Source organism: Mesorhizobium sp. WSM4830, from assembly GCF_055811495.1.
Window position 1 is genome coordinate 173,774 of the sequence record NZ_JBVVQI010000009.1, and the last position, 24,794, is coordinate 198,567.

The following is a 24,794-nucleotide window of genomic DNA, read 5'->3' on the forward strand; positions in this document are numbered from 1 at the left end:
GATTTGGGCCTGGAGGCATCGGACGAGGGACCGATGCCGACGACCGCCATGGTGCTCGCCGCCGGGCTCGGCAAGCGCATGCGGCCGATCACCGACACCATGCCGAAGCCGCTGGTCAAGATCGCCGGCAAGACATTGCTCGACTGGGGGCTGGACTGCCTGGCCGAAGCCGGCGTCGCCAAGGCCGTCGTCAACGTCCATTACCTGCCGCAACAGATCGTGGACCATGTAACCCGCCGCAGTGCGCCGAGAATTGTCATCTCGGATGAGAGTGGGGGCTTGCTCGACTCTGCCGGCGGTATCGTCAAGGCCTTGCCCAGTTTAGGGGCGCCCTTCTATGTGCTCAACGCGGACACCTTCTGGATCGACAGCGGCGTTTCCAATTTCAGGCGTCTTGCTCTTGCATGGGAGGGCGCGACAATGGACATTCTGCTGATGCTTGCGGATCTCCAGTCGGCAACCGGACATAGCGGCGGCACCGATTTCCTGATGGCGCCGGACGGCGCCTTGCGGCGTGCGAACAACGATCCCGCCGGCCTGATCTATGCCGGCGCCGCAATCGTCCATCCGCGCATCTTCAAGGATGCGCCGGCCGGCCCACACTCTCTCAACGCCTATTTCGATGCGGCAATCGCCGCCGGCCGCCTGTTCGGCATGACGATGCGTGGCCACTGGATCACTGTCGGCACACCTGACGCGATCCCGCGGGCGGAAGCAGCGGTCGCCGCTGCGCTTGCCGGCACGCCCGATGCTCTTGCTGAGGCACCCGGCGCTCTTACCGAGTCGAAATGAGCGGCTCCCGCCGCGTTTTCTCGATCCCGCCCGGAGCGCCGTTCCTGCCGACGCTGGCCGAGGCGCTGCTTGCAGGGCGCCTGGTTCCCGGCTTTGCCTATGACGGCGATCCGCTGGTGCTGGCCGATCTCACCATCTATGTGCCGACGCGCCGTGCGGCGCGGGCGCTTCGTGGCGTCTTCGTCGATGCTCTCTCGCGCTCGGGAAGCCGTTCGGCGATCCTGCCGGTCATCCGCCCGCTCGGTGAATTCGATGAAGATGAAGCCGCCTTCGATGCGGGAGCTTCGGCCGCTATCGACCTTGCGCCGCCGATCGCCGCGGCAGAGCGCCTGTTGCTGCTTGCGCCGCTGGTGCGGGCGTGGAAACGCCGCCTGCCGGCACATGTCGCGGCATTGTTCGACGAGGAGATCGTCATCCCGGCCTCGGCCGCCGACGCGATCTGGCTGGCGCGCGACCTTGCGCGCCTGATGGACGAGGTCGAGACCGAGGGCACGGACTGGGCGAGGCTCGCCGACCTTGTGACCGGCAACCTGGCGGGCTGGTGGCAGGTGACGCTCGATTTCCTGACCATCGTCACCGAGAACTGGCCGAAGCTGCTCGAGGAACGCCATCGCTCCAATCCGGCCGCGCATCGCAATGCCCTGATAAGGCTGGAGGCGGCGCGGCTGAAGCGTAATCCGCCGGCCGGACCGGTGATCGCCGCCGGTTCCACCGGTTCCATTCCCGCCACGGCCGAGCTGCTTGCCGTGATTGCCGGCCTGCCCAATGGCGCCGTTGTGCTGCCCGGCCTCGACCGGACGCTGGACGAGCCCTCCTTTGCCGCGATCAGTGCACTTGGTGCGCGCCCGGCCCTGCTTGGCCACCCGCAATACGGCCTGGCAAAGTTGATCGGCAAGATCGGCGTGCCGCGCGCCGAGGTCGAAGAGCTTGCTGCTGCGCCGCGGCCGCTTGCACTGCGCGCCGCACTCGTCGGCGAAGCGCTGCGCCCGGCGGAGACCACTGAGCTCTGGGCCGGGACGCGCGCCCGTTTCACCGCCGGCGATATTGCCGAGGCCTTCGCCGATGTGACGCTTCTCGAAGCCGCCAGCGAACGCGACGAAGCCGTGGCGATCGCCGTCGCGCTCAAACGGGCTGTCGAAAAGCCCGGCCAGCGCGCCGCATTTGTCACCGGCGACCGCGCGCTGGCGCGGCGCGTCTCAGTCGAGCTGTTGCGCTTCGGCGTCGCCGCCGACGATTCCGGCGGCACGCCGCTCATCAACACGCCAGCCGCCAGCCTGCTCAGGCTGGCGCTTCAGGCAGTCTTCCGCCCCGGCGACCCCGTCGCCCTGCTGTCGCTGCTCAAGCATCCCCTGCTTGGCCTCGGCCTGGAGCGGGCAAGCGTGCGCCATGCGGCCGAAATCGTCGAACTCGTGGCGCTGCGCGGCGGCACCGGTCGCCCGGACGTGGCGTCGCTGCCGCAGCTCTTCGACACCCGGCTCCTCGAATTCGACGGCGGCGGCAATCGCCGCCCACCCTTCTGGCGATCGCGGCTCTCGGTCAGGCGCATCGAACAGGCGCGCGATCTGCTGATCCGGCTAACGGCTGCGCTGGCGCCGCTGGTTGCTTTTCGCGGCGAGGAGAATGCCGATCTTGCAACGCTTGTGCGCGCCAGTGTCGGCGTGCTCGAAAGCCTCGGCCGCGCTGCTGACGGAGGCCTGAGCGAACTCTACGCCGGCGATGCCGGCGAAAAGCTCGCCGAGCTCTTGCGCGGGCTGGTCGCGGCCTCGGTGTCGTTCTCCTTCGCCGCTGACGAATGGCCTGACGTGATGGAGGCGCTGATCGCGCCCGAGACGGTCAAGCCGGCGCAGGGCACCGACAGGAACATCGCCATCTGGGGTGTGCTGGAAGCGCGGCTTCAGGACGTCGATACGCTGGTCGTCGGCGGGCTCAACGAAGGCGTGTGGCCGCGCAAGCTGGAGAGCGACCGCTTCATGTCGCGGCTGATGAAGACCGGCATCGATCTCGAGCCGCCGGAGCGGCGCATCGGCCTTGCCGCCCATGATTTCCAGATGGCCATGGGCGCCAAAAAAGTGGTGCTGGCTCGCTCCGCCCGCTCCGGCGACGCACCGTCGGTGCCCTCGCGCTGGCTGCAGCGTATCCTTACCTTCGTCGGCGAGGATCATGCCGCGGCACTTCGCCGGCGCGGCGATGAACTGCTTGCCTGGGCGCGTGCGCTCGATGCCGGCGAAAAGCAGGACTTTGCGCCGCGGCCGCAGCCGAAACCGCCGCTCACTGCCAGGCCGCACCACTTCTCGGTCACCGAGATCGAAACGCTACGTCGCGATCCCTATGCGGTCTATGCCAGAAGGATACTCGGTCTGATGCCGCTCGATCCGGTCATTCGCGATCCGGGCGCTGCCGAGCGCGGCACGCTGTTTCACGCCATTCTGCACTTGTTCTCGCGGACGGTGGCCGACCCGCGCGCGCCGGAAGCGCTGGACGGGCTCATCGCCGCAGGCCGCTCCTGCTTTGCCGAGGCGGCCCTGCCCGCCGATGTCGAGGCGGTATGGTGGCCGCGCTTCGAAAGGCTTGCCGCCGGCATCATCGAATGGGAGCGCGGCCGGGCCGCCGCCGTGGCACGGCGGCACGCCGAGGAACGCGCCGAAAAGACCGGTGTCGGCCGATCCGGCGTGACCCTGTCCGGCTATGCCGATCGCATCGATCTGCTGGCCGGCGGCATGGCCGACATCCTCGACTACAAGACCGGCTCCTCGCCATCCAAGGCACAGGCGCACACGCTGCTCGCGCCGCAACTGGCGCTGGAAGGCGCGCTGCTGCGTCGCGGCGCCTTCAAGGAGCTTGGCGCGTGCGAGCCGTCGCAACTGGCCTTTGTGCGGCTGAAGCCGAACGGCGAGGTGTTCGAGGAATCCATCCTCGAATACAACCGCAAGCCGCGAACCGCCGCCGATCTCGCCGAAGAGGCTTGGGCGCGGCTGGAAAAATTGCTGATCCACTACGCCGACCCGGCGACCGGCTATCTGTCGCGGGCGCTGCCGTTCCGCGAGGGTGAGACCGACGGCGACTACGACCATCTCGCCCGCGTGCTCGAATGGTCGGCTGGCGGCGACGCCGACGACGAGGGAGGGGAGGCATGAAAAAGGCCTACCCCGTTCCAACGGACACTGCCGCCAGTCAGGCAAGCGCCTCCGACCCGCGCAATTCCGCCTGGGTGTCGGCAAATGCCGGATCGGGCAAGACCCACGTGCTCGCCCAGCGCGTTATCCGGCTTCTGCTGCGCGGCACCGATCCGTCCAAGATCCTGTGCCTGACCTATACGCGTGCCGCCGCCGCCAACATGTCGAACCGGGTGTTTTCGACGCTGTCGCAATGGACGGCCTTGGGCGATGCCGAGCTCTCGACACGGATAGAGGCGCTGGACGGCCGCCAGCCCGACCGCGAAACCATGCGCCGGGCGCGGCGGTTGTTTGCCGAGGCGCTGGAAACACCGGGCGGGCTGAAGATCCAGACCATCCACGCTTTCTGTGAATCGGTGCTGCATCAGTTCCCGCTGGAAGCCAACATCCCGGCGCATTTCGAAATGCTCGATCCGCAGATGGAGGCCTCGCTGTTCGCCGCCGCCCGCCGCGACATGATTTCGGGCGGCGTTGCAGGCGATCCGGCATTGGCCGAGGCGTTTGCCACCGTGCTGGAGCGCGGCGGCGAACATGGGCTCGACGCACTGCTGGCCGAGATCGTGCGCAAGCGCGATGGCTTGCGCGCGTTCATCGCCGCGGCCGGCGGCGATGGTTTTCAGGCGCTGTTCGATGAGTTTCAGTTCCGCGCCGGCCAGACCGCCGAAGGCATAGCCGCCTCGGTCTGGCCGCTGCCCGGCTTCCTGCCGGATTATCTCGTCACCTTTTCACGGGCGGCCGAGGCCGCCGATGCGCGCATCGTACTGAACAATCTCTTGCCCTACGCCCGCCTTGCCTTTGCCGAGGAGGATACGGTCCGTCGCCTGAATTTGCTCTCCAAGGCTTTCCTGAGGGCCGACGGCGAGCCTTACGATCCGGCAAAGACGTTTAAAAGGGCCTTGCTTGACCGGCTGCCCGATCTTGCCGAACGTTATCTGGCGGCGGTCGACGCCATTCTCGAGATCTCCGACCGGCTGGCCTTGTTCAGGATGCTGGAAGGCACGCGTGCCGCGCTGACCATCGCCGACTGGCTGATCGCCCGCTACGAGCAATTGAAGCGCGCCCGCGGCTTCCTCGACTTCAACGACCTGATTACCCGCACCGTCAACCTTCTGGCGCGGCCCGATGCCGGCCCGTGGGTGCAATACAAGCTCGACCAGGGCATCGACCACATCCTGCTCGACGAGGCGCAGGACACCAGTCCCGACCAGTGGGAGGTGGTCAAGCGGCTGGCGGAGGAGTTCTTTGCCGGGCTCGGCGCACGCGACGCCGTCCACCGCACCATCTTTGCTGTCGGCGACGAAAAGCAGTCGATCTATTCCTTCCAGGGAGCCGCCCCGGAGTCCTTTGCCGACAGCCGGCTTTTGTTTGCCGGCAAAGTTAGATCCGCCGCCGCCGCCTTCGCCGATCTCAAGCTGACCTGGTCGTTCCGGTCGACCGAAGATGTTCTTGCCGCGGTGGATCGTGTCTTTGCCGACCCGAACGTGCGGCGCGGCATCAGTCACGATCCCGATCCGCTCGACCACAAGGCGATCCGCAACGATGCGCCGGGTTATGTCGAGGTCTGGCCGTCGATCGGCGCCGACGTCGTCGACGAACCGGACGATTGGACGCAAGCGGTCGACCATGCTCACGCGCCGGCAGTCCGCGTCGCTGAAAACGTCGCAGCGACCATTGCCCGCTGGATCGGCGGCGGCGAGGTGATCGAAGGGCGTGGCAAGAAACTCCAGCCCGGCGACGTGCTGGTGCTGGTGCGCAAGCGCGACCGCTTCGTCCATGCGCTGACGCGGGCGCTGAAGCGCCGCGACATTCCGGTGGCCGGCGCCGACCGGCTCAGCCTGCCCGGCCACATCGCGGTGAAGGACCTGATCGCACTCGGCCATTTTCTCATCCAGCCCGAGGACGATCTGTCGCTGGCCGCCGTGCTGCGCAGCCCGATCTTCGATGTCTCGGAAGAGCAGCTTTTCGCGCTTGCTGCCGAGAGGCCGTCGGGCGTCTCGCTGATCGCCTCGCTGCGCCGGCATGCCGGCGAAAGCGAGGCGTTGGACGCCGTCGTCAGCCGGCTCGACACATGGTCGAACGAGGCCGCATTCAAGCCGGTGTTCGAATTCTATGCCGCGGCCCTCGCCCGCGACGGCCTGCGCAAGAAGATGATCGCGCGGCTCGGGCCGGAGGCCGGCGACATTCTCGACGAACTCCTGAATTTCTGCCTGGCCGAGGAACGGACCGGCCTGCCGGGACTGGAATCCTTCCTGTCGACGTTGGAAAACGCCGGCCCCGAGATCAAGCGCGAGATGGACCAGACCCGCGACGAGGTTCGCGTCATGACCGTGCATGCCGCCAAAGGCCTCGAAGCGCCGGTGGTATTCCTTGTCGATGGCGGCTCGGCGCCGTTCAGCGACCAGCACCTGCCAAGATTGATGCCGTTCGAAGGCTCGGGCGACTGCTGGCAGGGCAAGGGCTATCTCTGGCGCTCGGCCAGCGATGTCGCCAATGGATTTTCACGCGCCGCATCGGCCCGCGCTCGCGAACTCGCTGACGATGAATATCGCCGGCTGCTCTATGTCGGCATGACCCGCGCCGAGGATCGGCTGATCATCTGCGGCTACCATGGCAAACGGGCGCCGAATACCGGCACCTGGCATTCGATCGTCAGCCGAGCACTGGTCGGTGCCGCGGAGAGCGAAGAACGCCGGCATCCCGCCACTGGCGAGACCGTGCATCGTTTTCAGGTGACGAAGCTGCCGCCGATGCCGCAGGCGTCAGTGGATGAGGCACGACAGGCGGAACGCTTTGCGCCATTGCCGGAGACCCTGTTCCAGCCTCTGCCGCCCTTCGAGGAATTGCCGCGGCCGCTGTCGCCGTCCGGCGCCTCGGTGCTGATCGACGAGGCGCGGCAAGCGGTGGCCGACACGCGTTCGCCGGTGCTGGATGCCGACGCCGAGCCCGGCTTTGCCGTCATACGCGGGCTGGCGCTGCACAAATTGCTGCAGATGCTGCCCGGCATCGCCGAGGGCGAACGCCGGGATGCCGCCGAACGCTATCTGGCAAGAGCCGGCGCGGCATGGCCCGACGACGAGCGCGACAAGGCCTTGGCTGGCGTTTTCAGAATTCTTGCCGACAGCCGCTTTGCGCCGCTGTTTGCGCCAAATTCGCGCGCCGAAGTTGCCATCATGGGCAGCCTGGAGGTGAGGGGCAAACTGCGCTCGATTTCCGGCAAGATCGACCGGCTGGCAGTAACGCCGGACAAGGTTTCGATCGTCGACTACAAGACCAATCGGCCAGCGCCGGCTACGCTCGCCGAAGTGCCACAAGCCTATGTTCTGCAGCTCGGACTCTATCGCGCGCTGCTTCAGCCGCTCTATCAGGGACGCGAGGTCTCGGCGGCGCTGCTGTTTACCGAGGCGCCGCGGCTGATCGAGCTGCCGGCAGGGGCCATGGACGACGCGCTTGCTAGACTCACGGGAGCGTGACACAACACTTGCTTGAACACGGATGCGATCACCACCACATTTGGTGCGACGAACAAATCGAAAGGATCTCAGCATGGCCACCGTCAAGGTCGACAAGAGCAATTTCCAGGCCGACGTGCTCAACGCCAAGGAGCCGGTAGTGGTCGATTTCTGGGCGGAATGGTGCGGCCCGTGCAAGATGATCGCCCCGGCGCTCGAGGACATCGCCATCGAACTCGGCAGCAAGATAAAGATCGCCAAGCTCAACATCGACGAAAATCCTGAGCTGGCCGCGCAGTTCGGCGTGCGCTCGATCCCGACGCTGATGATCTTCAAGGGCGGCGAAGTCGCCGACATGAAGGTCGGTGCCGCGCCGAAAACGGCATTGTCGCACTGGATTAACGGCAGCCTCGCCTGATCCGATCAAAATTTTGCAGAAAGCCCGGCCTTGCGCCGGGCTTTCTTTTGCTGGCGTCATTGGTGGGCCGCTCTGGCACTCGCGGCTTGCTGCCCGGTATTCTTCTCTTCTGAATACAAAGGAGAAGCGATATGACCGGATCCGCCAAGGCCACCGTCTTCATCGACAATGAGCGCGTCATCGTCACCGAATACCGCTTCGCCCCGGGAGACAACACCGGCTGGCACCGCCATGGCCACGACTATGTGATCGTGCCGCTGACCGACGGCAAGGTGAAGCTCCTGACCAAGGATGGGGAATCCTTCGCCGAAATGAAGAAGGGCGCGCCGTATTTCCGCAACGAGGGCGTCGAACATGACGTCATCAGCGCAAACGATGGCGAATTCGCCTTCATCGAGGTCGAGTTGAAATAGTCCACCAACCATCGGCTGCGCCGCTACAATTGTCCGGCGAGGCGCTATTCACCAATCCGCGATACGATCGCCGCCGACGAATTGGGCGCTTTTCTCAGTGTATTCGAACAGTTCTATCTTCACGCCATTGGGGTCGCGGATCCAAGCCTGGTAGGTGTCATCGCACGCGCGTTTCTTGGAAGTGATATCAACCTCCTTTGACCTCAGATGGGCGATCGCGGCGTCGACGTTTTCCACTTCGAGGCAGAAGTGGTTGATCTGGTTCAAGTCGCTATAGCTGGCGTCGTCTTTCTGGAACACCTCGACATGGCTACGGCTGCCGCAATTGAGGTAGAAGCCGAAAATCTTCCCGTCGCGCAGGAAATTGAACTGGGTGTCCATGCCGAGGACGTCCCGATAGAAGCTTCGCGTCATCTCCAGGTCATTCGCGAAAATGCAAACGTGAGCGAGCTGCTTTACCTTGATCATGATTGGCTCCTCGCGGTGGTCTGGTAAGTGTGTCCGGGTGAAGCACGCCTCAAACCGGCGGCGTGCCGTTTTCGGCCAATACCGCGCCGGCCAGGTAAAGCGATCCGCCGATCAGGATGCGCGGCGGCGGTCCGTCCCATGTGTCGCGCAGCAGCATCAGCGCATTGGCGACGGAACTGACCGGTTCGGCCGACAGACCGGCCTCGATAGCGCGCGTCGCCAGCTCGTCGTTCGGCACGCCCGCGTCGCTCAGGCTCACCGGCACGGTGTAGACATGCCGCACCAGCCCTTTGAAGGCGCGGAAATAGCCGCTCTGGTCCTTGGTGTTGATCATGCCCGAGATCAGGAACAGGGGCCGCGGGTTCTTTTCCTCCTGCTCGGCCAGCGCCTCGGCGACGACCACGCCGGCGCCGGGATTATGGCCGCCGTCGAGCCAGATGTCGGCGCCCTTCGGCGCCAGTTCGCTCAGCCGGCCTTGCGGCAGCTTCTGCATGCGGCCCGGCCAGGCGACATTCGTCATCGCCTTCTCGGCGGCTCGGTGGCTGATCTCGAAGCCCGCCGCCTTGACCGCCGCGATCGCCGCCGCCGCATTGGCGAATTGATGGCGCCCCGGCAGGCGCGGCGGCGGCAGGTCCATCAACCCATCTTCGTCCTGATAGACCATGCGGCCGTTTTCCTCATAGGCAAGGAAATCCTGGCCATAGACGAAGGCGGGGCCGTCGAGCCGCTCGGCGGTTTCGATGAGCACCTGCTGCGCCGTCTCGCTTTCCTGCGCGCCGATGACGACCGGGCATCCGCGCTTGATGATGCCGGCCTTTTCGGCGGCAATCAGCTCGACGCGGTCGCCGAGATAGGCTTCGTGGTCGAGCGACACCGGCATGATCACCGACACGGCCGGCTCGGCGATGACATTGGTGGCGTCGAAGCGGCCGCCAAGGCCGACCTCGAGGATGACGGCATCGGCCGGATGTTCGGAAAACAGCAGGAAAGTGACGGCGGTGAGGATTTCGAAGACGGTGATCTTCTGGCCTTGATTGGCTTTGGCGACGCGGGCGATGGCTTCGGCGAAGACCTTGTCGTCCACCAGCCTGCCGCCGCCATCGGCGGCCAGCCGGTAGCGCTCGTGCCAGTTCACCAGATGTGGCGAGGTATGAACGTGGACGCGGTAGCCGGCGGCTTCGAGCAGCGCCCGTGAAAAGGCGGCACAGGAGCCCTTGCCGTTGGTGCCGGCGATGTGGATGACCGGCGGCAACTGGTCCTGCGGATTGCCGAGGCGTTCGAGCAGCCGCGAAATGCGGTCGAGCGAAAGGTCGAAGCCCTTCGGGTGAAGCGCCATCAGGCTTTCGATTTCGCGGTCGGCGGCAAGCGTGGTCATGGCGAATCCTAGGCGCGCCACGGACGGCGCGCAATCGCAGTTCGTGGCGAATGCGTCAGGCGTGCGGCCGGGCTTCGGCCGGAATCACCGACGGCGGCAGGATCTCCGGCTCCTGCGATTTTTGCTCTTCAGGCAGCTTGAGCAGCATTCTCAGCAGCCGTGCAATCGTCTGGCGCATCTCCAGCCGTGACACCACCATGTCGACCATGCCGTGTTCCATCAGATATTCGGCGCGCTGGAAGCCGTCGGGCAGCTTTTCCCTGATCGTCTGCTCGATGACACGCGGGCCGGCAAAGCCGATCAGCGCGCCGGGCTCGGCAATGTGTACGTCACCCAGCATGGCGTAGGAGGCGGTGACGCCGCCGGTCGTCGGGTTGGTCAGGACGACGATGTAGGGCAGGCCGGCCTCCTTCAGCCTGTCGACGCCGACCGTGGTCCGTGGCAACTGCATCAGCGACAGGATGCCTTCCTGCATGCGGGCGCCGCCGGAGGCCGCAAACAGGATCAGCGGCCGCTTGCGCTGCAAGGCGACCTCGAAACCATGCACGATGGCGTCACCGGCCGCCATGCCGAGCGAGCCGCCCATGAAGGCAAAATCCTGCACCGTCACCACCACCGGCACGCCTTCGACCGTGCCCAGCGCATTGATGATGGCGTCTTCCATTCCGGTCTTGGCCTTGGCATCCTTCAGCCGGTCTACGTAGCGCTTCTCGTCGCGGAACTTGAGCGGATCCTGAACGACCTTAGGGTTTTCCAGCGCCTCGTATTTGCCGTCGTCGAGGAAGAATTTCAGCCGTTCCTTTGCCGATATCTTCATATGGTGGCCGGAGGACGGGATGACGAACTGGTTCTGCTCCAGATCCTTGTGGAACACCATTTCACCGGTCTCGGGATCCTTGATCCACAGGTTTTCCGGCATGTCGGTGCGGCGGCCGAGCATCGAATTGATCTTCGGACGGACGTAATTGGTGATCCAGTTCATCGCTTCGGCTCCTGTCCCTTAAGAAGACGTAGGAAGATTATTCGGCGGCAGCAAGGCGAGCCGCGCGAACCCCTTGTGACAGTCCGCTGACCAGCGTGGCGACGGCCTCGGCCGGATCGGCGGTCTTTTCGCCCTTCGGCCCGAGCACGTTGGCGACGGCATTGACAATCGCCGTGCCGACAACGACGCCGTCGGCCGACGCGCCGATGGTGCGCGCCTGCTCGGCGGTCTTGACGCCGAAGCCGACGCAGACCGGCAGGTCGGTATGGCTCTTGATGCGCTTGACCGCTGCCGCCACCTTGCCGGTGTCGGCCAGCGCCGAACCGGTAATGCCGGTCATCGAGACGTAGTAGACGAAACCCGACGTGTTCTGCAGCACCTTGGGCAGGCGCTTGTCGTCGGTGGTCGGCGTCGCCAGCCGGATGAAATTGATGCCGGCCTTGATTGCCGGGATACAAAGTTCCTCGTCCATCTCAGGCGGCAGGTCGACGACGATCAGCCCGTCTATGCCGCTGGCCAGCGCATCGCTCAGGAAGCGCTCGACGCCGTAGATGTAGATCGGATTGTAATAGCCCATCAAGACGATCGGCGTTTCACTGTCGCCGGCGCGGAATTCCGAGGCCATCTTCAGCGTCTTGACCAGGGTCTGGCCGCCCTTCAGCGCCCGCAGGCCGGCCGCCTGGATCGCCGGGCCGTCGGCCATTGGATCGGAAAACGACATGCCGAGCTCGATGATGTCGCTGCCGGCGCCGGGCAGCGCCTTCATGATCGACAGGGACGTGTCGTAGTCGGGGTCGCCGCCCATGAAATAGGTGACGAGTGCCGGGCGCCCCTCGGCCTTCAGCTTTGCCATGCGGCGGTCGATACGGGTGGCCATGATCAGATCTCCATGCCCAGCATATTGGCCACCGTATGCACGTCCTTGTCGCCGCGGCCGGACAGGTTGACGATGACGATCTGGTCCTTGTCCATATCAGGCACGATCTTCACCGCCTGTGCGATGGCATGGGCCGATTCAAGCGCAGGAATGATGCCCTCGACGCGTGTCGTCAACTGAAACGCCTCCAGCGCCTCGCTGTCCAGGATCGGCACATAGTCGACGCGGCCGGAATCGCGCAGCCACGAGTGCTCCGGCCCGACGCCGGGATAGTCGAGGCCGGCCGAGATCGAGTGGCCGTCCATGATCTGGCCGTCGGCGTTCTGCAGGAGGTAGGTACGGTTGCCGTGCAGCACACCGGGCGCGCCGGCACTCATCGAGGCGCAATGCTCGATGCCGTCGAGGCCGCGGCCGCCGGCTTCGACGCCGATGATGCGCACCTCACTGTCATCGAGGAAGGGATGGAACAGGCCGATAGCGTTGGAACCGCCGCCGACACAAGCGATGATTGTGTCCGGCAGCCTGCTTTCCTGCTCGAGGATCTGGGCACGCGCCTCGGTGCCGATCACCGACTGGAAGTCGCGCACCAGCTCCGGATAGGGGTGCGGGCCGGCGGCGGTGCCGATCAGGTAGTAGGTATCCTCGACGTTGGTCACCCAGTCGCGCAGCGCCTCGTTCATGGCGTCCTTCAGCGTGCCGTGGCCGGCGGTCACCGGCCGCACCTCGGCGCCCAGAAGCTTCATGCGAAAGACGTTGGGGCTTTGCCGGGCGACGTCGGTCGCGCCCATATAGACGATACAAGGGAGCCCGAAGCGCGCCGCCACCGTGGCGGAAGCGACGCCATGCTGGCCGGCACCGGTCTCGGCGATGATCCGCGTCTTGCCCATGCGCTTGGCGAGCAGGATCTGGCCGAGGCAGTTGTTGATCTTGTGCGAGCCGGTGTGGTTCAGGTCCTCGCGCTTGAAATAGACTTTTGCGCCGCCCCCGAGACCCTTAGCCGCGGAAACCTCGCGAAGATGCCGGGTCAGGCCTTCAGCGAAATAGAGCTTCGACGGCCTGCCGGCATAATGCGTCGAGAGATCGGTCAGTTCGGCCTTGAAATCCGGGTCGTTCTTGACTTCGTTCCAGTGCCGTTCCAGCTCGAGGATCAGCGGCATCAGCGTTTCGGCAACGAAACGACCGCCAAAAATGCCGAACATGCCCTGCTCGTCGGGGCCGGTGCGGAAGGAATTCGGTATCGCCGGCCTGTCCATCGCCGATCTCCTGGTCTGTGGTTTTAAGCGTGCTCAGGCGGCGCGGTTGTCGCGTGCTGCCCCGACGGCCCGGAAAAATTGTTCGATCAGCGCCGGTTCCTTGATGCCCGGCGCGCTCTCCACGCCCGAGGAAACATCTATTCCGGGCGGGTTCGCCAGCCGAAGGGCGTCGCCGATATTGCCGGCATTGAGCCCACCGGAAAGCATGTAATCGACGCCGGCGTCAAGGCCGGCCAGAACGCGCCAATCGAAGGCAAGGCCGTTGCCGCCCGGCAATTCCGAACCCTTAGGCGGCTTGGCGTCGAACAGGAAACGGTCGGCAATGCCGATGAAGGGTTTGACCCGCTCGAGATCGGCAGCCTCGCCGACCGGCAGTGCCTTCATCACCGGCAAGCCGTAGCGCGCCTTCACCTCGGCCACCCGCTCGGGCGTTTCGACGCCGTGAAGCTGCAGCATATCGGGCTGCATCTTTTCGACGATCTCGTCCAGGAACGCCTCGCTGGCGTCGACCGTCACCGCAACAGCCTTGGCCTTGCCGCGCGCCGCTTCGCGCAGGCGGCCGGCTTCCGCCGGCTCGACATAGCGCGGGCTTTTGGCAAAGAAAATGAAGCCGACATGGCTGGCGCCGCCGGCCAATGCCGCAGCCAGAGCCTTGTCGGTCTTCAACCCGCATATCTTGATGTCGAGCGCCATGGCGCGGGATTGGCACGAAACGGCCAAAGAGTCGAGAAAAAGCATCCTGTTTGCCGCCAGCGCGGAACGCGCTACCTTGCTAATGTAAGAGCGGAACGCGCCACCTTGCTAATATAAGAGCGCAACGCGCTACTTGCTCAGGCACAAAGGCGGGAGAACAAAGACCATGCCGGAAAAGACCGTCGCGGAACTCAGGCACAAGCTGGCGCAGGCCCATGAGGTCATCGCTCATTTGATGGACAAGGCCGCTTTCAACGGCGCCGAGGCGCACCGGGCGCTGGCCTATTTCAGCAACGACACCTTCGAGCAGGATTTCCTGCCCTGGCCGCGCCATGTCGATGAGGGGTTGCGGCCGGAGGAGTTGAACGCGGCGAATGACGATTGATCGGACAATTACTCGAACGCGATCGCCTGCAGCGCGCCGCCATTGCGCTTGAGCCAGTCCCTGCAGCGCACGGTGTCCGGGCAAAGCTGCTCGCATAATTTCCAGAATTTCGGGCCGTGGTTCATCTCCTTGAGATGCGCCACCTCATGCGCGACGAGGTAGTTTATCACCGGCCGCGGCGCCATCATGATGCGCCAGGAAAACGACAGATTGCCCTCCGACGTGCACGATCCCCAGCGGCTCGACGTATCCTTGAAGCGGATCGCCTTGGCGCGCTTGCCGACCGCAGCACTGTGCTTGGTCACCAGCGCTTCGATCTCGCGCTTGGCTTCGCGCTTGAGGAAATCGGCGATGCGGCGCGGCAGATGCACGCGTTCGCCATGCACGATCATCAGCGGCCCGCGCTCGTCGCGCGACAGCGTGACGGTGCCGCGTTTCGACGGTTCATGGACGATGCGATGCGGCACGCCACGCACCGGTATCTTGATGCCGGGCCGCACCTGCGGCCGATTGGGCACTTTGGCCAGCCTTTGCTCCAGCCAGTCCTGATGGCGGTCGAGGAATTTTTCCACCTCGCCGCGCCGCAGCCCCGGCGGCACGGTGATGCGCAGGCCGCGCCCCCCGGAATCGATGCGCAGCGTCAGGCGCCGCGCCCGGTCGTTCTCGACGATCTTGAGCGGCAGCGTGCGGCCGGCAACGCAATGCTCGCGCTCCACGACCGGCGTGGGCTTGGGTTTCGTCGGGGTGCGAAAGAAGCCGAAGGACATTCCGAGACGATACGTGATTCGAGGGAAACGACTAGAACAAAAAAGAAACGGCGCCGCTGACGCGACGCCGTTGGATTATTTATCTGCGCACTGGACCTTACTCGTCGAGCAGGCCCGGCGTGCCGCTGGATTTGTTGTTCGTCGTCGATCCGGTCGTGGGCGACGTCGACTTGTTGCGCTTGGCCATGAAGCGGTCGAACTCTTCCTGGTCCTTGGCGCGGCGCAATTCACGAGCATATTCGTCGAACTCGCTCAGCATCTCGTCGAGCTTGCGGCGTTCCTCGGCAAGCCGCTCGAGCTCCTTTTCGCGCCAATCGTCGAAAGCGACGTTGCCGGTGCGGGCGGAGCCATGACCCCAGCGCGCGGCCTTATCGGAACCGCGGCGGCAGCCGGCGAAGATGCCGTCGGTGGCGCGGTTGACGTCACGCTTGAAGCCGTCGAGCCTGTCGCCCCAGATGATGTAGGCGAGCATGGCTAAGCCGAGCGGCCAGAACACCATGAACCCGATCACCATCAACGCGATGGTCGCCGGCGTCCAGGCCGGACGGATCAATGCAGATGTGTTCATTTCTCCCAATCCTTCAGTTGGAGACAGCCAAATCCGGCTGCGTGGAATCGAAATGGGATGGAGAAAACGGCGATTCAAGACAGCAACCGCCAAAACCGGACAAGCGGCTGAAATGATTATCGCTTTTTGACCTTTTCGAGGAAAAGCACGACCAATCCCGCAATCAGCCCCCAGAACGCCGCGCCGACGCCGAACAGCGTCAGCCCCGATGCGGTGACGGCGAAGGTGACGGTGGCGGCCATCCGCTCGTCCTCGTCTTTCAAGGCGATCGACAGCGCATTGGCGAGCGGTGCCATTAGCGCCAGGCCGGCGACCAGCGCGATCAGGCTCTGCGGCAATACGGCGAAGATCGCCACCAGAGATGCGCCGAACAGGGCAAAGACGAGATAGGCCAGCGCGTAGAACGGACCGGTCTTCCAGCGCTCGGCCGGATCGGGATGCACATCAGGCCCGGTGCAGATCGCCGCGGAGATCGCCGCCAGATTGGTGGTCGAGGCGCCGAACGGCGCCGTCAGCAGCGAAAACAGGCCGGTGACGCCGATCAGCGGCCCGGGTTCGGGATGATAGCCGGCTGCCCTCAGCACGGCGAGGCCGGACAAGTTCTGCGAGGCCATGGTGACGAGGTAGAGCGGCAAGGCGAGGCCGATGATCGCGGTGGCGCTGAACTGCGGCATCACCAGCGTCAAGCTCGAAAGTTCCGGTGCCGGCAGACCGCCGACCCGGCCGGTGAGAAAGGCGGCGAGACCGCCGCCGATCAGCACCAGCAGCACCGACAGCGCCGGGTTGAACAGGCGGATGGCGAAGAACGCCGCAACCAGCGGCAGGATCAGCCAGGGGTCGACGGGGACGGTTTTCACCGCATTGATGGCGAAGGTGACGACGATGCCGGCCAGCATTCCGGATGCGACCGAAGCCGGTATTCTGGCGATCAGCTTGGTCAACGGCCTGAACAGGCCTGTGGTGATCAGCAGGACCGCGGTGATGATGAAGGCGCCAACCGCCTCGCCCATCGAAAAGCCGGTCGATGCGGCGATCAGCGCGACGCCTGGCGTCGACCAGGCGGTGATGACCGGCATTTTCGTACGCCACGACAGCCACAGGCTCTCGACCGCCATCGCCAGGCAAAGCGCCGTCACCCAGCTTGCGGTCTCGACCTGCGTTGCGCCGACCGCCTTGGCGGCGGCAATGACGATGGCCAGCGTACCGCCGAAGCCGACGATCGCCGCCACGGAGGCGGACACCGGAATGGAAATGCGCATGTCTCTATCCCGCCTGCCGCACCATCGCGTCCACCGCCCGCACCAGCATGTCGAGATCCTGCGGCCGCGACAGGCGGTGGTCGCCGTCGGGGATGAGCGACAACGTGACATCGTCGGCCGGCAGCAGGCTGACCAGCTTCAGCGCATGGCTCGACGGCACGTCGGGATCGGCCAAGCCTTGCAGGATATGGACCGGACAGTGCGTGTCGATCGGCCCGGTCATCACCCGGTTGTTGCGGCCGTCCTCGATCAGTGCGCGCGTGTAGATGTACGGTTCGGCGGAATAGTCCGACGGCTCCTCGAAAAAGCCCTTGTTCCTGAGGTCGCGCTTCTGCGCCCCGGTCAGCACCGGCTCCACCAGTTCGAACGTGAAATCGGGCGCCGGCGCCAGCAGCACAAGGCCGGCGACACTGTTCTCGCCCGACTTGCGCAACTCCTGCACCATCCGCAGCGCGATCCACGCGCCCATCGACGAGCCGACCACGATTTGCCTGCCCTGGGTGAAGCGGCGGAAAACCGCCAGGCTCTCGCCCAGCCATTTCGAGATGGTGCCCTCGGCAAAGGCGCCACTCGATTCGCCATGGCCGGAATAATCGTGGCGCAGAAAGGCGCGGCCTTCTTTGCGCGTCCATTCCGACAGGGTTTCGGCCTTGGTGCCCAGCATGTCGGATTTGTAGCCGCCAAGCCAGACGATGCCGGGCTCGGCACCTGCCGCATGCCTGACGGCGATGCTCGTCCCGTCGACGTCCAGGAAGATCGGGGTGGTGGCGCTCATGATGTATTCCCTCACGCCGGTCTTTTGGCACAGCAAGGCATTCAACGAAAAGTGCTCTGCGGTGTCTTTAGCTTGGTGCAACGGCGCTGATTTGCCTTCGCGTTCCCATTGACACGGCGTCGCTTGCTTAATGTATTGCGTATCGCGTTACAGAGCCCTATATGTCTTTAACCGTCCAGGAAGCCGCGCAATGTCCGCCCTGTCACCGAGAAAAGAGACGCCCGTATCGATGCGGTTCCGCAACGATGATCTTGCGATCATAGATCGTGGCGCAGACCTGCTTGGCCTTTCGAGAACGGAATTCATGCGACGCGCAGCAATTCAGGAGGCGCAAACCGCCATCCTGAACGAAACCGTCATCCGGCTCTCCCCAGACGCTTTTCAGGATTTCGTGCAGGCGATCAGTGCGCCGCCTGCTCCCATTCCACCCAAGGTCGCCGAGCGCCTGCGACGCAAGAGCAGCTGAATCGGGTGGCGCTGTCTGGTGTCGAACTCCTCTCGGACAGACATCGCTTGGAAGGGTTCGAATGCGGCAAGCCCGCACTTGACCATTGGCTGGCGAACTTCGCCCGTTCGAATCACGCGCGTGGCTTTACGCTGGTCCTTGTAGTTCACGATGCTGGTCAGGTGATCGGCTACTACGGCTTGGCTCCGACTGTGATCGAGCCCAATACCGCTCCACGTGCCATCCGAACGAGGCGCCCGCCGGATCCAATTCCCTGTTTGCTAATCGGCCAGCTGGCTGTAGACCGCCGCCATGTCGGCCGGGGGATAGGCTCGGCGCTTGTGAAGGACGCCTTGCAACGGTGTATCGCCGGCGCGGCTATCGTCGCAGGCCGCGCCGTCATTGTGCGCGCCATTGATCGTGAGGCCGAGACATTCTGGCAAAGCTGGGGATTCATCCCGGCGCGCGATAACCCTTCGGTTCTGATGCGCTCGCTTGACGATATCCGAGCCTGGCTCTCCGGCTACTGACCATCGTTCATGCGTAGCTGGGTTTGTTTGCCGCTTTGGGTTTTGCTCTTCTCATCGAGCAGGTGATTTCCTGAGAATGCTGTGCTATTGACTCCGACCGCGCGCTCACCACATTGCGCGTTCGCAATTCTGAACTGAAGAACCCCTTAACGAAACGGCTCAAGGAGACCACGACCATTCGCAGACCTTTCAAAGCAGCGGCGCCCACCAAGGAAGGCCCGCGCTCCAACCGTGATATCCGGGTTCCCCGGGTCCAGCTAATCGACGCCGAAGGCCAGAACCGCGGCGATGTCTCCATCAACGACGCATTGCTGCTCGCCGAAGAGGCTGGGCTCGATCTGGTCGAGATATCGCCCAATGCAGTGCCGCCCGTCGTAAAGATCCTCGATCTCGGCAAGCTGAAATACGCCAACCAGAAGAAGGCGGCCGAAGCGCGCAAGAACCAGAAGGTCATCGAGATCAAGGAGATCAAGATGCGCCCGAACATCGACAGCCACGACTACGAGACCAAGATGAAGGCCGTCCGGCGCTTTTTCGAGGAAGGCGACAAGGTCAAGCTGACGCTGCGCTTCCGCGGTCGCGAGATGGCGCATATGGAACTCGGTATGCAGCTTCTGAACAAGGTTCGCGAGGAAGTGGCGCCCATCGCCAAGGTCGAAGCCGAACCGAAACTCGAAGGCCGCCAGATGATGATGGTGCTGGCGCCCCGCTAAAGCGCGTTGCGCTTTAGTTCTGTTTTGTGCATGTCGTTGTCCCAAAACCGCTGCGCACCCTCGGGTCAAGCCCGTCGGCAGGCTTTTTGGGCGACGTGCATAAAATCCGCCTGAATCATGTTGCAAGGCGTCCCGGCGATCGGCGGGGCGCCTGTTTTCTTGGCCAGACGCTGCGATCGCCGGCGAGAGCAAAGACGCTCTGGTTCCCTCGACGATCGGATTCCCGACATGGTCAATGACGTCAAGCATTCGGAAGCCAAATATGGGCTGGGCAGCTACCAGCACACACGCAGGATGGTGCTTGGCGTCGTCGTCGTCGTCCTGTTCGCGATACTTTTGTTCGGGCAGTCGGTTTTTCCGCCCGATACGCCTGTGCATGAAACGATCGAAATGGTCGGCGTCGTGCTGATCTTTCTCGGAATCGTCGGGCGCTTGTGGTCGACGCTCTATATTGGCGGACGCAAATCTTCCGAAGTGGTGACCGGCGGACCTTATTCGATCACCCGCAACCCGCTCTATGTCTTCTCAACTTTAGCTGCCGCCGGTGTCGGCGCACAGATCGGCTCCTTCACCGCCACGATCGGCTTTGGAGCGCTCTGCGCGGGTGCCTTTTACATCGTTATCCTGCGCGAGGAGAAATTCCTCAAGGAGGTTCTCGGCGCGCCATACCAGGCCTACCTGGCGAAAGTGCCGCGCTTTTTTCCGAAGCTGTCGCTGTATCAGGAAGGCGACACCGGCGGCTTCAAGCCGCGCCTGCTGCGAACCACGCTGCTGGACGGTCTGGTCTTCCTGGTTGCCTTACCGGCTTTCGAACTGATCGACGGCGCCCAGCAGTCCGGCATATTGCCCGTGCTGTTCCGTTTCCCCTGAGCACAGTGTTGTGAGTACAGTGTTGTTAGTATGGTGTTGCTGAGCACAGTCTTGCTGGGCACGGGGGTGTTGCGCGCGCCCCCGCTTTGACGTATAGGACCGCCGTTCCCAAAAAACCGCCCGGCAGGGCATGCCGTGGCGGTTTCATTTGCTTTTCGGGCTTTGGTCGGCCTGAAGCGAACAAAAAGCGCGTTGGTGCGCATATAAACGGAGTAGCAAAATGCCCAAGATGAAGACCAAATCGGCCGCCAAGAAGCGGTTCAAGATCACAGGTACGGGTAAAGTTCTGTCGGCTGCGGCCGGCAAGCGTCACGGCATGATCAAGCGTTCCAACAAGTTCATTCGAAATGCCCGCGGCACGATGGTTCTGGCTGAACCGGATGGCAAGAAGGTCATCAAGAATTTTCTGCCGAACGGCCTCTAGGGCATTCGGTCTGGACAGCGTTTTAAGGAGATCATGACATGGCACGCGTAAAGAGAGGCGTCACCTCGCACGCCAAGCACAAGAAGGTCCTGAAAGCCGCCAAGGGTTTTTACGGCCGTCGCAAGAACACCATCCGCATCGCCAAGCAGGCAGTGGAAAAGTCGCTGCAGTACGCCTATCGCGACCGCAAGAACCGCAAGCGCTCGTTCCGCGCGCTGTGGATCCAGCGCATCAACGCGGCGACGCATGAGCATGGCCTGACCTATGGCCGCTTCATCGACGGTCTCAACAAGGCCGGCATCGAGATCGACCGCAAGATCCTGTCGGACATGGCCATCCACGAGCCGCAGGCCTTCGCCGCACTCGTGGCCAAGGCCAAGGTCGCGCTCGAATACCTGAAGAACACCACGCCGAATGCTTTTGAAAGCGCTGTCGCTTAAGACCAGCGCTTCCCAAGCTATTCGACACTTGATTTGGGAAACCCGCGCTGGCAGGGCTGGCGCGGGTTTTTCTTTGCTTCCAATCGGGTCTGGAACATGAGTGACATGGAAACTCTCGAAAATTCCCTGATGGCCGAGATTGCCTCGGCCGCCGACGAGCAGGCGATCGAGGCGGTGCGTGTCTCGGCCCTTGGCAAGAAGGGCTCGGTTTCCGAGATGCTGAAGACGCTCGGCTCGATGAGCGCCGAGGAGCGACAGGTCAAAGGCCCGGCAATCAACGGCCTCAAGAACCGCGTCACCGAGGCGCTTTCGGCGCGCCGCGCCGAGCTGAAAGATGTGGCGATCACGGCACGGCTTGCCGCCGAGACGGTCGACGTCAGCTTGCCGGTCAGGCAATCGCCGGCCGAGCGCGGCCGCATCCATCCGATCAGCCAAGTCATCGACGAGATCGCGGCGATCTTCGGCGATCTCGGCTTTGCCATCGCCGAAGGTCCGGACATCGAGACCGACTATTACAATTTCACCTCGCTGAACTTCCCGGAAGGCCACCCGGCGCGCGAGATGCACGACACCTTCTTCTTCCAGCCGGACGCGCAGGGCGAACGCAAGCTTTTGCGCACCCACACCTCGCCGGTGCAGATCCGCACCATGGAGATGCAGAAGCCGCCGATCCGCATCGTCATTCCTGGCAAGACCTACCGGCAGGATTCCGATGCCACCCACTCGCCGATGTTCCATCAGGTCGAGGGGTTGGTGATCGACAAATCGGCTAATGTCGCCAACATGAAATGGGTACTGGAGGAGTTCTGCAAGGCCTTCTTCGAAGTGCCGAGCGTCAAGATGCGCTTCCGGCCGTCCTTCTTCCCGTTCACCGAGCCCAGCCTCGAGGTCGACATCCAGTGCGACCGTTCGCGGCCGGGCGAGGTGCGCTTCGGTGAAGGCTCCGACTGGATGGAGATCCTCGGCTGCGGCATGGTCCACCCCAATGTGCTCCGTTACGGCGGCCTCGATCCCGACGAGTACCAGGGCTTCGCCTGGGGCATGGGCATCGACCGCATCGCCATGCTGAAATACGGCATGCCGGATCTGCGCGCCTTCTTCGACGCCGATGTCCGCTGGCTGTCGCATTACGGTTTTAGGCCGCTCGACATGCCGACGCTGTTCGGGGGCTTGAGCGCGTGACGAGCGGGCCGCAGCAAATCCGCGGGCAGCTCGCATTCCTGCACATGTCCGACGCGCGGCCGCATAGCTTCAAGTGCAGCGTGCCCAGACCAGACGGAACACAGTCATGAAACTCACCCTCTCCTGGCTCAAGGATCACCTCGAGACCGACGCCTCGCTGGCCGAAATCGTCGAGCGCCTCACCTCTATCGGCCTCGAGGTCGAGCATGTCGACGACCGGGCGAGCCTGGCCCCCTTCGTCATCGCCAAGGTGCTGACGGCGGTCCAGCATCCCGACGCCGACCGGCTTCGCGTGCTGACCGTCGACACCGGCGACGGCAAGCCGCCGGTGCAGGTCGTGTGTGGAGCGCCGAACGCCCGCGCCGGCCTGATCGGCGCCTTTGCAGCACCCGGCACCTATATTCCCGGCATCGACGTGATGCTGACCGTCGGCAAGATCCGCGGCGTTGAAAGCCACGGCATGATGTGCTCCGAGCGCGAACTCGAATTGTCGGAAGAGCATGACGGCATCATCGACCTGCCGGCCGATGCGCCGGTCGGCACCAGTTTCGCTGCCTATGCCCATCTCGACGACCCGCTGATCGAGATCAATCTGACGCCGAACCGGCCGGATGCCACCAGCGTCCATGGCATCGCCCGCGATCTGGCGGCGAGCGGGCTCGGCACGCTGAAGAGCGCGCCGATAGAGCCGATCTCCGGCAAGGGCGAGACGCCGATAAAGGTGACGATCGAAGCGCCGGAGCTCTGTCCCGGCTTTGCGCTGCGCCTGGTGCGCGGCGTCAAGAACGGCCCGTCGCCGAAATGGCTGCAGCAACGGCTTCTCGCCATCGGCTTGAGGCCGATCAGCGCGCTCGTCGACATCACCAATTACGTCACCTTCGACCGCGGCCGGCCGCTGCATGTTTTTGACGCTGCGAAGGTCACCGGCAATCTCGCCGTGCGCCGGGCGCGTGACGGCGAAAAGGTGCTGGCGCTCGACGGCCGCGAATACACGCTGACGCCGGAGATGTGCGTGATCGCCGATCAGGACGGCATCGAATCGATTGCCGGCATTATGGGCGGCGAGCATTCCGGCTGCGACGAGAACACCATCGACGTGCTGATCGAGTCCGCGCTTTGGGACCCGATCGCCACCGCCCGCACCGGCCGCACGCTCGGCATCATCACCGATGCACGCTATCGGTTCGAGCGCGGCGTCGACCCGGAAATGATGGTTCCCGGCCTGGAGCTGGCGACGAAGCTGGTGCTCGATTTCTGCGGTGGCACACCGGCGCAAACCGAGGTCGTCGGCTATGCCGGCCATCGGCCGAAGATCGTCTCGTTCCCATTGTCGGAAGTGAAGCGGCTGACCGGTATCGAAGTGCCGCGCTCGACGAGCCTCGACATTCTAGCCCGCCTCGGCTTCAAGCCGGAGGGCGCCGGCGACGTCGTCAATGTGGTGGTCCCGTCCTGGCGGCCGGATGTCGACGGCAAGGCCGACCTGGTCGAGGAGGTCATGCGCATCCACGGCGTCGACAACATCGCGCCCCAGCCGCTTGGTTCACACGATGCGGTCAACGCCAAGATCCTGACTGTGCTGCAGATCCGCACCCGCGCCGCCAAGCGGGCGCTTGCCGTGCGCGGCATAATGGAGGCCGTCACCTGGTCGTTCATTCCGGCAAAACACGCCGAATTGTTCGGCGGCGGCCAGCAGGCGCTGAAGCTTGCCAACCCGATCGCCGCCGATATGTCGGACATGCGGCCGTCGCTGCTGCCGGGGCTGATTGCGGCCGCGCAGCGTAATGCCGACAAGGGCATCGGCGATGTTGCGCTGTTCGAAGTGTCAGGCACTTACGAGGGCGACGGCGCCGACCAGCAGCGGCGCGTTGCCGCCGGCGTGCGGCGCGGCACCGCCAAGCTCGAGGGCTCCGGCCGCCATTGGGCCGGCAATGCCGGCGCCGTGGGCGTCTTCGACGCCAAGGCCGACGCGATCGCCGCACTCGAAGCCTGCGGCGCGCCGGTCGAGCGGCTGCAGATCGAGGCCGGCGGCCCGGCCTGGTATCATCCCGGCCGCTCCGGCACGATCAAACTCGGGCCGAAGGTCGTGCTTGGCACATTCGGCGAATTCCACCCGAAGACGCTGGAAGGGCTTGACGTCTCCGGCCCGCTCTGCGGCTTCGAAGTGTTCATCGATGCCGTGCCCGAGCCGAAGGCCAAGCCGACGCGGACAAAGCCGAGGCTCGATCTGTCCGCCTTCCAGGCGGTCAAGCGCGATTTCGCCTTCGTCGTCGACAAGGCGGTCGAAGCCGGCACACTCGTTCGCGCCGCCCTTGCCGCCGACAGGAAGTTGATTTCCGGGGTCTCGGTTTTCGACGTTTTCGAAGGTGCCGCACTTGGGGCGGCGAAGAAATCGATCGCCATCGAGGTGTCGATCCAGCCGGTCGAAAAGACGCTGACCGACGAGGATTTCGAGGCGCTGGCCAAGCGCATCGTCGAGAATGTCGGCAAGCAGACCGGCGGTGTGCTGCGCGGCTGAGCTTGCGGATGCATGGCGAATCGCCCTC

At 64.2% G+C, this 24,794-nt stretch carries 24 protein-coding genes; 14 read left to right on the forward strand and 10 right to left on the reverse strand.

Annotated features, from left to right (window positions below; all coding sequences use genetic code 11):
• Positions 1-33 precede the first annotated feature (33 nt).
• The 5 genes from AC0L2Y_RS14475 to AC0L2Y_RS14495 all read left to right on the forward strand — a co-directional run bounded on the left by AC0L2Y_RS14475 (position 34) and on the right by AC0L2Y_RS14495 (position 8,245).
• The gene (locus tag AC0L2Y_RS14475; protein WP_473557118.1) at positions 34-792 is read left to right on the forward strand and encodes a nucleotidyltransferase family protein; all 759 of its coding nucleotides are present in this window, start codon (positions 34-36) and stop codon (positions 790-792) included.
• On the forward strand, positions 789-3,926 hold the full coding sequence (gene addB / locus AC0L2Y_RS14480; protein ID WP_473557120.1) for a double-strand break repair protein AddB: 3,138 nt from the start codon (positions 789-791) through the stop codon (positions 3,924-3,926). Before AC0L2Y_RS14475 ends, addB begins: the two co-directional genes overlap by 4 nt.
• Positions 3,923-7,435, forward strand: a complete 3,513-nt coding sequence (gene addA, locus AC0L2Y_RS14485) for a double-strand break repair helicase AddA (RefSeq protein WP_473557123.1) — start codon at positions 3,923-3,925, stop codon at positions 7,433-7,435. Before addB ends, addA begins: the two co-directional genes overlap by 4 nt.
• Before the next feature lie 73 nt (positions 7,436-7,508).
• Positions 7,509-7,832 carry a thioredoxin gene (gene trxA / locus AC0L2Y_RS14490; RefSeq protein WP_023677558.1) on the forward strand — a complete coding sequence of 108 codons (324 nt, stop codon included), beginning with the start codon at positions 7,509-7,511 and terminating at the stop codon, positions 7,830-7,832.
• Between the two features lie 131 nt (positions 7,833-7,963).
• Positions 7,964-8,245 (forward strand): cupin domain-containing protein, encoded by a 282-nt coding sequence (locus AC0L2Y_RS14495; RefSeq protein ID WP_023718287.1) that lies wholly within the window; start codon positions 7,964-7,966, stop codon positions 8,243-8,245.
• Between the two features lie 48 nt (positions 8,246-8,293).
• On the opposite strand, the gene AC0L2Y_RS14500 is transcribed toward AC0L2Y_RS14495, so the two are convergent.
• Genes AC0L2Y_RS14500 through AC0L2Y_RS14525 form a run of 6 tightly spaced genes read right to left on the reverse strand, consistent with a single transcriptional unit; the run spans position 8,294 to position 13,893 of the window.
• Complete coding sequence (locus tag AC0L2Y_RS14500; protein WP_473557126.1) at positions 8,294-8,713, reverse strand: VOC family protein; 420 nt, start codon at positions 8,711-8,713, stop codon at positions 8,294-8,296.
• A 49-nt stretch (positions 8,714-8,762) separates the two neighbouring features.
• Positions 8,763-10,088 (reverse strand): bifunctional folylpolyglutamate synthase/dihydrofolate synthase, encoded by a 1,326-nt coding sequence (locus AC0L2Y_RS14505; RefSeq protein ID WP_473557129.1) that lies wholly within the window; start codon positions 10,086-10,088, stop codon positions 8,763-8,765.
• Positions 10,089-10,143: 55 nt separating this feature from the next.
• Positions 10,144-11,070, reverse strand: a complete 927-nt coding sequence (gene accD, locus AC0L2Y_RS14510) for an acetyl-CoA carboxylase, carboxyltransferase subunit beta (protein WP_473557130.1) — start codon at positions 11,068-11,070, stop codon at positions 10,144-10,146.
• A gap of 37 nt (positions 11,071-11,107) precedes the next feature.
• Positions 11,108-11,947, reverse strand: coding sequence for a tryptophan synthase subunit alpha (gene trpA / locus AC0L2Y_RS14515; RefSeq protein WP_473557132.1), 840 nt, complete (start codon positions 11,945-11,947; stop codon positions 11,108-11,110).
• A 2-nt stretch (positions 11,948-11,949) separates the two neighbouring features.
• Positions 11,950-13,200, reverse strand: coding sequence for a tryptophan synthase subunit beta (trpB, locus tag AC0L2Y_RS14520; protein WP_473557135.1), 1,251 nt, complete (start codon positions 13,198-13,200; stop codon positions 11,950-11,952).
• Between the two features lie 33 nt (positions 13,201-13,233).
• Entirely contained in the window at positions 13,234-13,893 is a 660-nt protein-coding gene (locus tag AC0L2Y_RS14525) for a phosphoribosylanthranilate isomerase (protein WP_473557215.1), read from the reverse strand.
• Between the two features lie 166 nt (positions 13,894-14,059).
• On the opposite strand from AC0L2Y_RS14525, the gene AC0L2Y_RS14530 reads away from it, so the two are divergent.
• Positions 14,060-14,278: a hypothetical protein gene (locus AC0L2Y_RS14530; RefSeq protein WP_352464644.1), complete on the forward strand. Its 219-nt coding sequence runs from the start codon at positions 14,060-14,062 to the stop codon at positions 14,276-14,278.
• A gap of 8 nt (positions 14,279-14,286) precedes the next feature.
• On the opposite strand, the gene AC0L2Y_RS14535 is transcribed toward AC0L2Y_RS14530, so the two are convergent.
• The 4 genes from AC0L2Y_RS14535 to AC0L2Y_RS14550 form a co-directional block, all read right to left on the reverse strand.
• On the reverse strand, positions 14,287-15,045 hold the full coding sequence (locus AC0L2Y_RS14535; RefSeq protein WP_473557137.1) for a M48 family metallopeptidase: 759 nt from the start codon (positions 15,043-15,045) through the stop codon (positions 14,287-14,289).
• A 97-nt stretch (positions 15,046-15,142) separates the two neighbouring features.
• Positions 15,143-15,613, reverse strand: a complete 471-nt coding sequence (locus tag AC0L2Y_RS14540) for a DUF2852 domain-containing protein (protein WP_473557140.1) — start codon at positions 15,611-15,613, stop codon at positions 15,143-15,145.
• Positions 15,614-15,729: 116 nt separating this feature from the next.
• Complete coding sequence (locus AC0L2Y_RS14545; RefSeq protein ID WP_352490444.1) at positions 15,730-16,872, reverse strand: benzoate/H(+) symporter BenE family transporter; 1,143 nt, start codon at positions 16,870-16,872, stop codon at positions 15,730-15,732.
• A 4-nt stretch (positions 16,873-16,876) separates the two neighbouring features.
• The gene (locus AC0L2Y_RS14550; protein ID WP_473557143.1) at positions 16,877-17,647 is read right to left on the reverse strand and encodes an alpha/beta hydrolase; all 771 of its coding nucleotides are present in this window, start codon (positions 17,645-17,647) and stop codon (positions 16,877-16,879) included.
• A 229-nt stretch (positions 17,648-17,876) separates the two neighbouring features.
• On the opposite strand from AC0L2Y_RS14550, the gene AC0L2Y_RS14555 reads away from it, so the two are divergent.
• The 8 genes from AC0L2Y_RS14555 (at position 17,877) to pheT (ending at position 24,766) form a co-directional block, all read left to right on the forward strand.
• A complete protein-coding gene (locus AC0L2Y_RS14555) occupies positions 17,877-18,113 on the forward strand; it encodes a type II toxin-antitoxin system TacA family antitoxin (RefSeq protein ID WP_473557145.1) in 237 nt (78 codons plus the stop codon).
• A gap of 47 nt (positions 18,114-18,160) precedes the next feature.
• Positions 18,161-18,622, forward strand: coding sequence for a GNAT family N-acetyltransferase (locus tag AC0L2Y_RS14560; protein WP_473557147.1), 462 nt, complete (start codon positions 18,161-18,163; stop codon positions 18,620-18,622).
• A gap of 176 nt (positions 18,623-18,798) precedes the next feature.
• On the forward strand, positions 18,799-19,335 hold the full coding sequence (gene infC / locus AC0L2Y_RS14565; protein WP_023677573.1) for a translation initiation factor IF-3: 537 nt from the start codon (positions 18,799-18,801) through the stop codon (positions 19,333-19,335).
• Between the two features lie 228 nt (positions 19,336-19,563).
• Positions 19,564-20,205: a methyltransferase family protein gene (locus AC0L2Y_RS14570; protein ID WP_352490440.1), complete on the forward strand. Its 642-nt coding sequence runs from the start codon at positions 19,564-19,566 to the stop codon at positions 20,203-20,205.
• Between the two features lie 220 nt (positions 20,206-20,425).
• The gene (gene rpmI, locus AC0L2Y_RS14575) at positions 20,426-20,629 is read left to right on the forward strand and encodes a 50S ribosomal protein L35 (protein ID WP_006201248.1); all 204 of its coding nucleotides are present in this window, start codon (positions 20,426-20,428) and stop codon (positions 20,627-20,629) included.
• A gap of 38 nt (positions 20,630-20,667) precedes the next feature.
• Positions 20,668-21,069, forward strand: a complete 402-nt coding sequence (gene rplT / locus AC0L2Y_RS14580; RefSeq protein ID WP_006201247.1) for a 50S ribosomal protein L20 — start codon at positions 20,668-20,670, stop codon at positions 21,067-21,069.
• Positions 21,070-21,165: 96 nt separating this feature from the next.
• Positions 21,166-22,251 carry a phenylalanine--tRNA ligase subunit alpha gene (pheS, locus tag AC0L2Y_RS14585; protein ID WP_292662807.1) on the forward strand — a complete coding sequence of 362 codons (1,086 nt, stop codon included), beginning with the start codon at positions 21,166-21,168 and terminating at the stop codon, positions 22,249-22,251.
• Positions 22,252-22,357: 106 nt separating this feature from the next.
• A complete protein-coding gene (gene pheT / locus AC0L2Y_RS14590) occupies positions 22,358-24,766 on the forward strand; it encodes a phenylalanine--tRNA ligase subunit beta (protein WP_473557150.1) in 2,409 nt (802 codons plus the stop codon).
• The last annotated feature ends 28 nt before the right edge of the window (positions 24,767-24,794 follow it).

Excerpts from the sequence above, each read along its gene's own strand:
- AC0L2Y_RS14475 (WP_473557118.1), top strand. The coding sequence starts at position 34 with ATGCCGACGACCGCCATGGTGCTCGCCGCCGGGCTCGGCAAGCGCATG.
- addB (WP_473557120.1), top strand. The coding sequence starts at position 789 with ATGAGCGGCTCCCGCCGCGTTTTCTCGATCCCGCCCGGAGCGCCGTTC.
- addA (WP_473557123.1), top strand. The coding sequence starts at position 3,923 with ATGAAAAAGGCCTACCCCGTTCCAACGGACACTGCCGCCAGTCAGGCA.
- trxA (WP_023677558.1), top strand. The coding sequence starts at position 7,509 with ATGGCCACCGTCAAGGTCGACAAGAGCAATTTCCAGGCCGACGTGCTC.
- AC0L2Y_RS14495 (WP_023718287.1), top strand. The coding sequence starts at position 7,964 with ATGACCGGATCCGCCAAGGCCACCGTCTTCATCGACAATGAGCGCGTC.
- AC0L2Y_RS14500 (WP_473557126.1), bottom strand. The coding sequence starts at position 8,713 with ATGATCAAGGTAAAGCAGCTCGCTCACGTTTGCATTTTCGCGAATGAC.
- AC0L2Y_RS14505 (WP_473557129.1), bottom strand. The coding sequence starts at position 10,088 with ATGACCACGCTTGCCGCCGACCGCGAAATCGAAAGCCTGATGGCGCTT.
- accD (WP_473557130.1), bottom strand. The coding sequence starts at position 11,070 with ATGAACTGGATCACCAATTACGTCCGTCCGAAGATCAATTCGATGCTC.
- trpA (WP_473557132.1), bottom strand. The coding sequence starts at position 11,947 with ATGGCCACCCGTATCGACCGCCGCATGGCAAAGCTGAAGGCCGAGGGG.
- trpB (WP_473557135.1), bottom strand. The coding sequence starts at position 13,200 with ATGGACAGGCCGGCGATACCGAATTCCTTCCGCACCGGCCCCGACGAG.
- AC0L2Y_RS14525 (WP_473557215.1), bottom strand. The coding sequence starts at position 13,893 with ATGGCGCTCGACATCAAGATATGCGGGTTGAAGACCGACAAGGCTCTG.
- AC0L2Y_RS14530 (WP_352464644.1), top strand. The coding sequence starts at position 14,060 with ATGCCGGAAAAGACCGTCGCGGAACTCAGGCACAAGCTGGCGCAGGCC.
- AC0L2Y_RS14535 (WP_473557137.1), bottom strand. The coding sequence starts at position 15,045 with ATGTCCTTCGGCTTCTTTCGCACCCCGACGAAACCCAAGCCCACGCCG.
- AC0L2Y_RS14540 (WP_473557140.1), bottom strand. The coding sequence starts at position 15,613 with ATGAACACATCTGCATTGATCCGTCCGGCCTGGACGCCGGCGACCATC.
- AC0L2Y_RS14545 (WP_352490444.1), bottom strand. The coding sequence starts at position 16,872 with ATGCGCATTTCCATTCCGGTGTCCGCCTCCGTGGCGGCGATCGTCGGC.
- AC0L2Y_RS14550 (WP_473557143.1), bottom strand. The coding sequence starts at position 17,647 with ATGAGCGCCACCACCCCGATCTTCCTGGACGTCGACGGGACGAGCATC.
- AC0L2Y_RS14555 (WP_473557145.1), top strand. The coding sequence starts at position 17,877 with ATGCGGTTCCGCAACGATGATCTTGCGATCATAGATCGTGGCGCAGAC.
- AC0L2Y_RS14570 (WP_352490440.1), top strand. The coding sequence starts at position 19,564 with ATGGTCAATGACGTCAAGCATTCGGAAGCCAAATATGGGCTGGGCAGC.
- rpmI (WP_006201248.1), top strand. The coding sequence starts at position 20,426 with ATGCCCAAGATGAAGACCAAATCGGCCGCCAAGAAGCGGTTCAAGATC.
- rplT (WP_006201247.1), top strand. The coding sequence starts at position 20,668 with ATGGCACGCGTAAAGAGAGGCGTCACCTCGCACGCCAAGCACAAGAAG.
- pheS (WP_292662807.1), top strand. The coding sequence starts at position 21,166 with ATGAGTGACATGGAAACTCTCGAAAATTCCCTGATGGCCGAGATTGCC.
- pheT (WP_473557150.1), top strand. The coding sequence starts at position 22,358 with ATGAAACTCACCCTCTCCTGGCTCAAGGATCACCTCGAGACCGACGCC.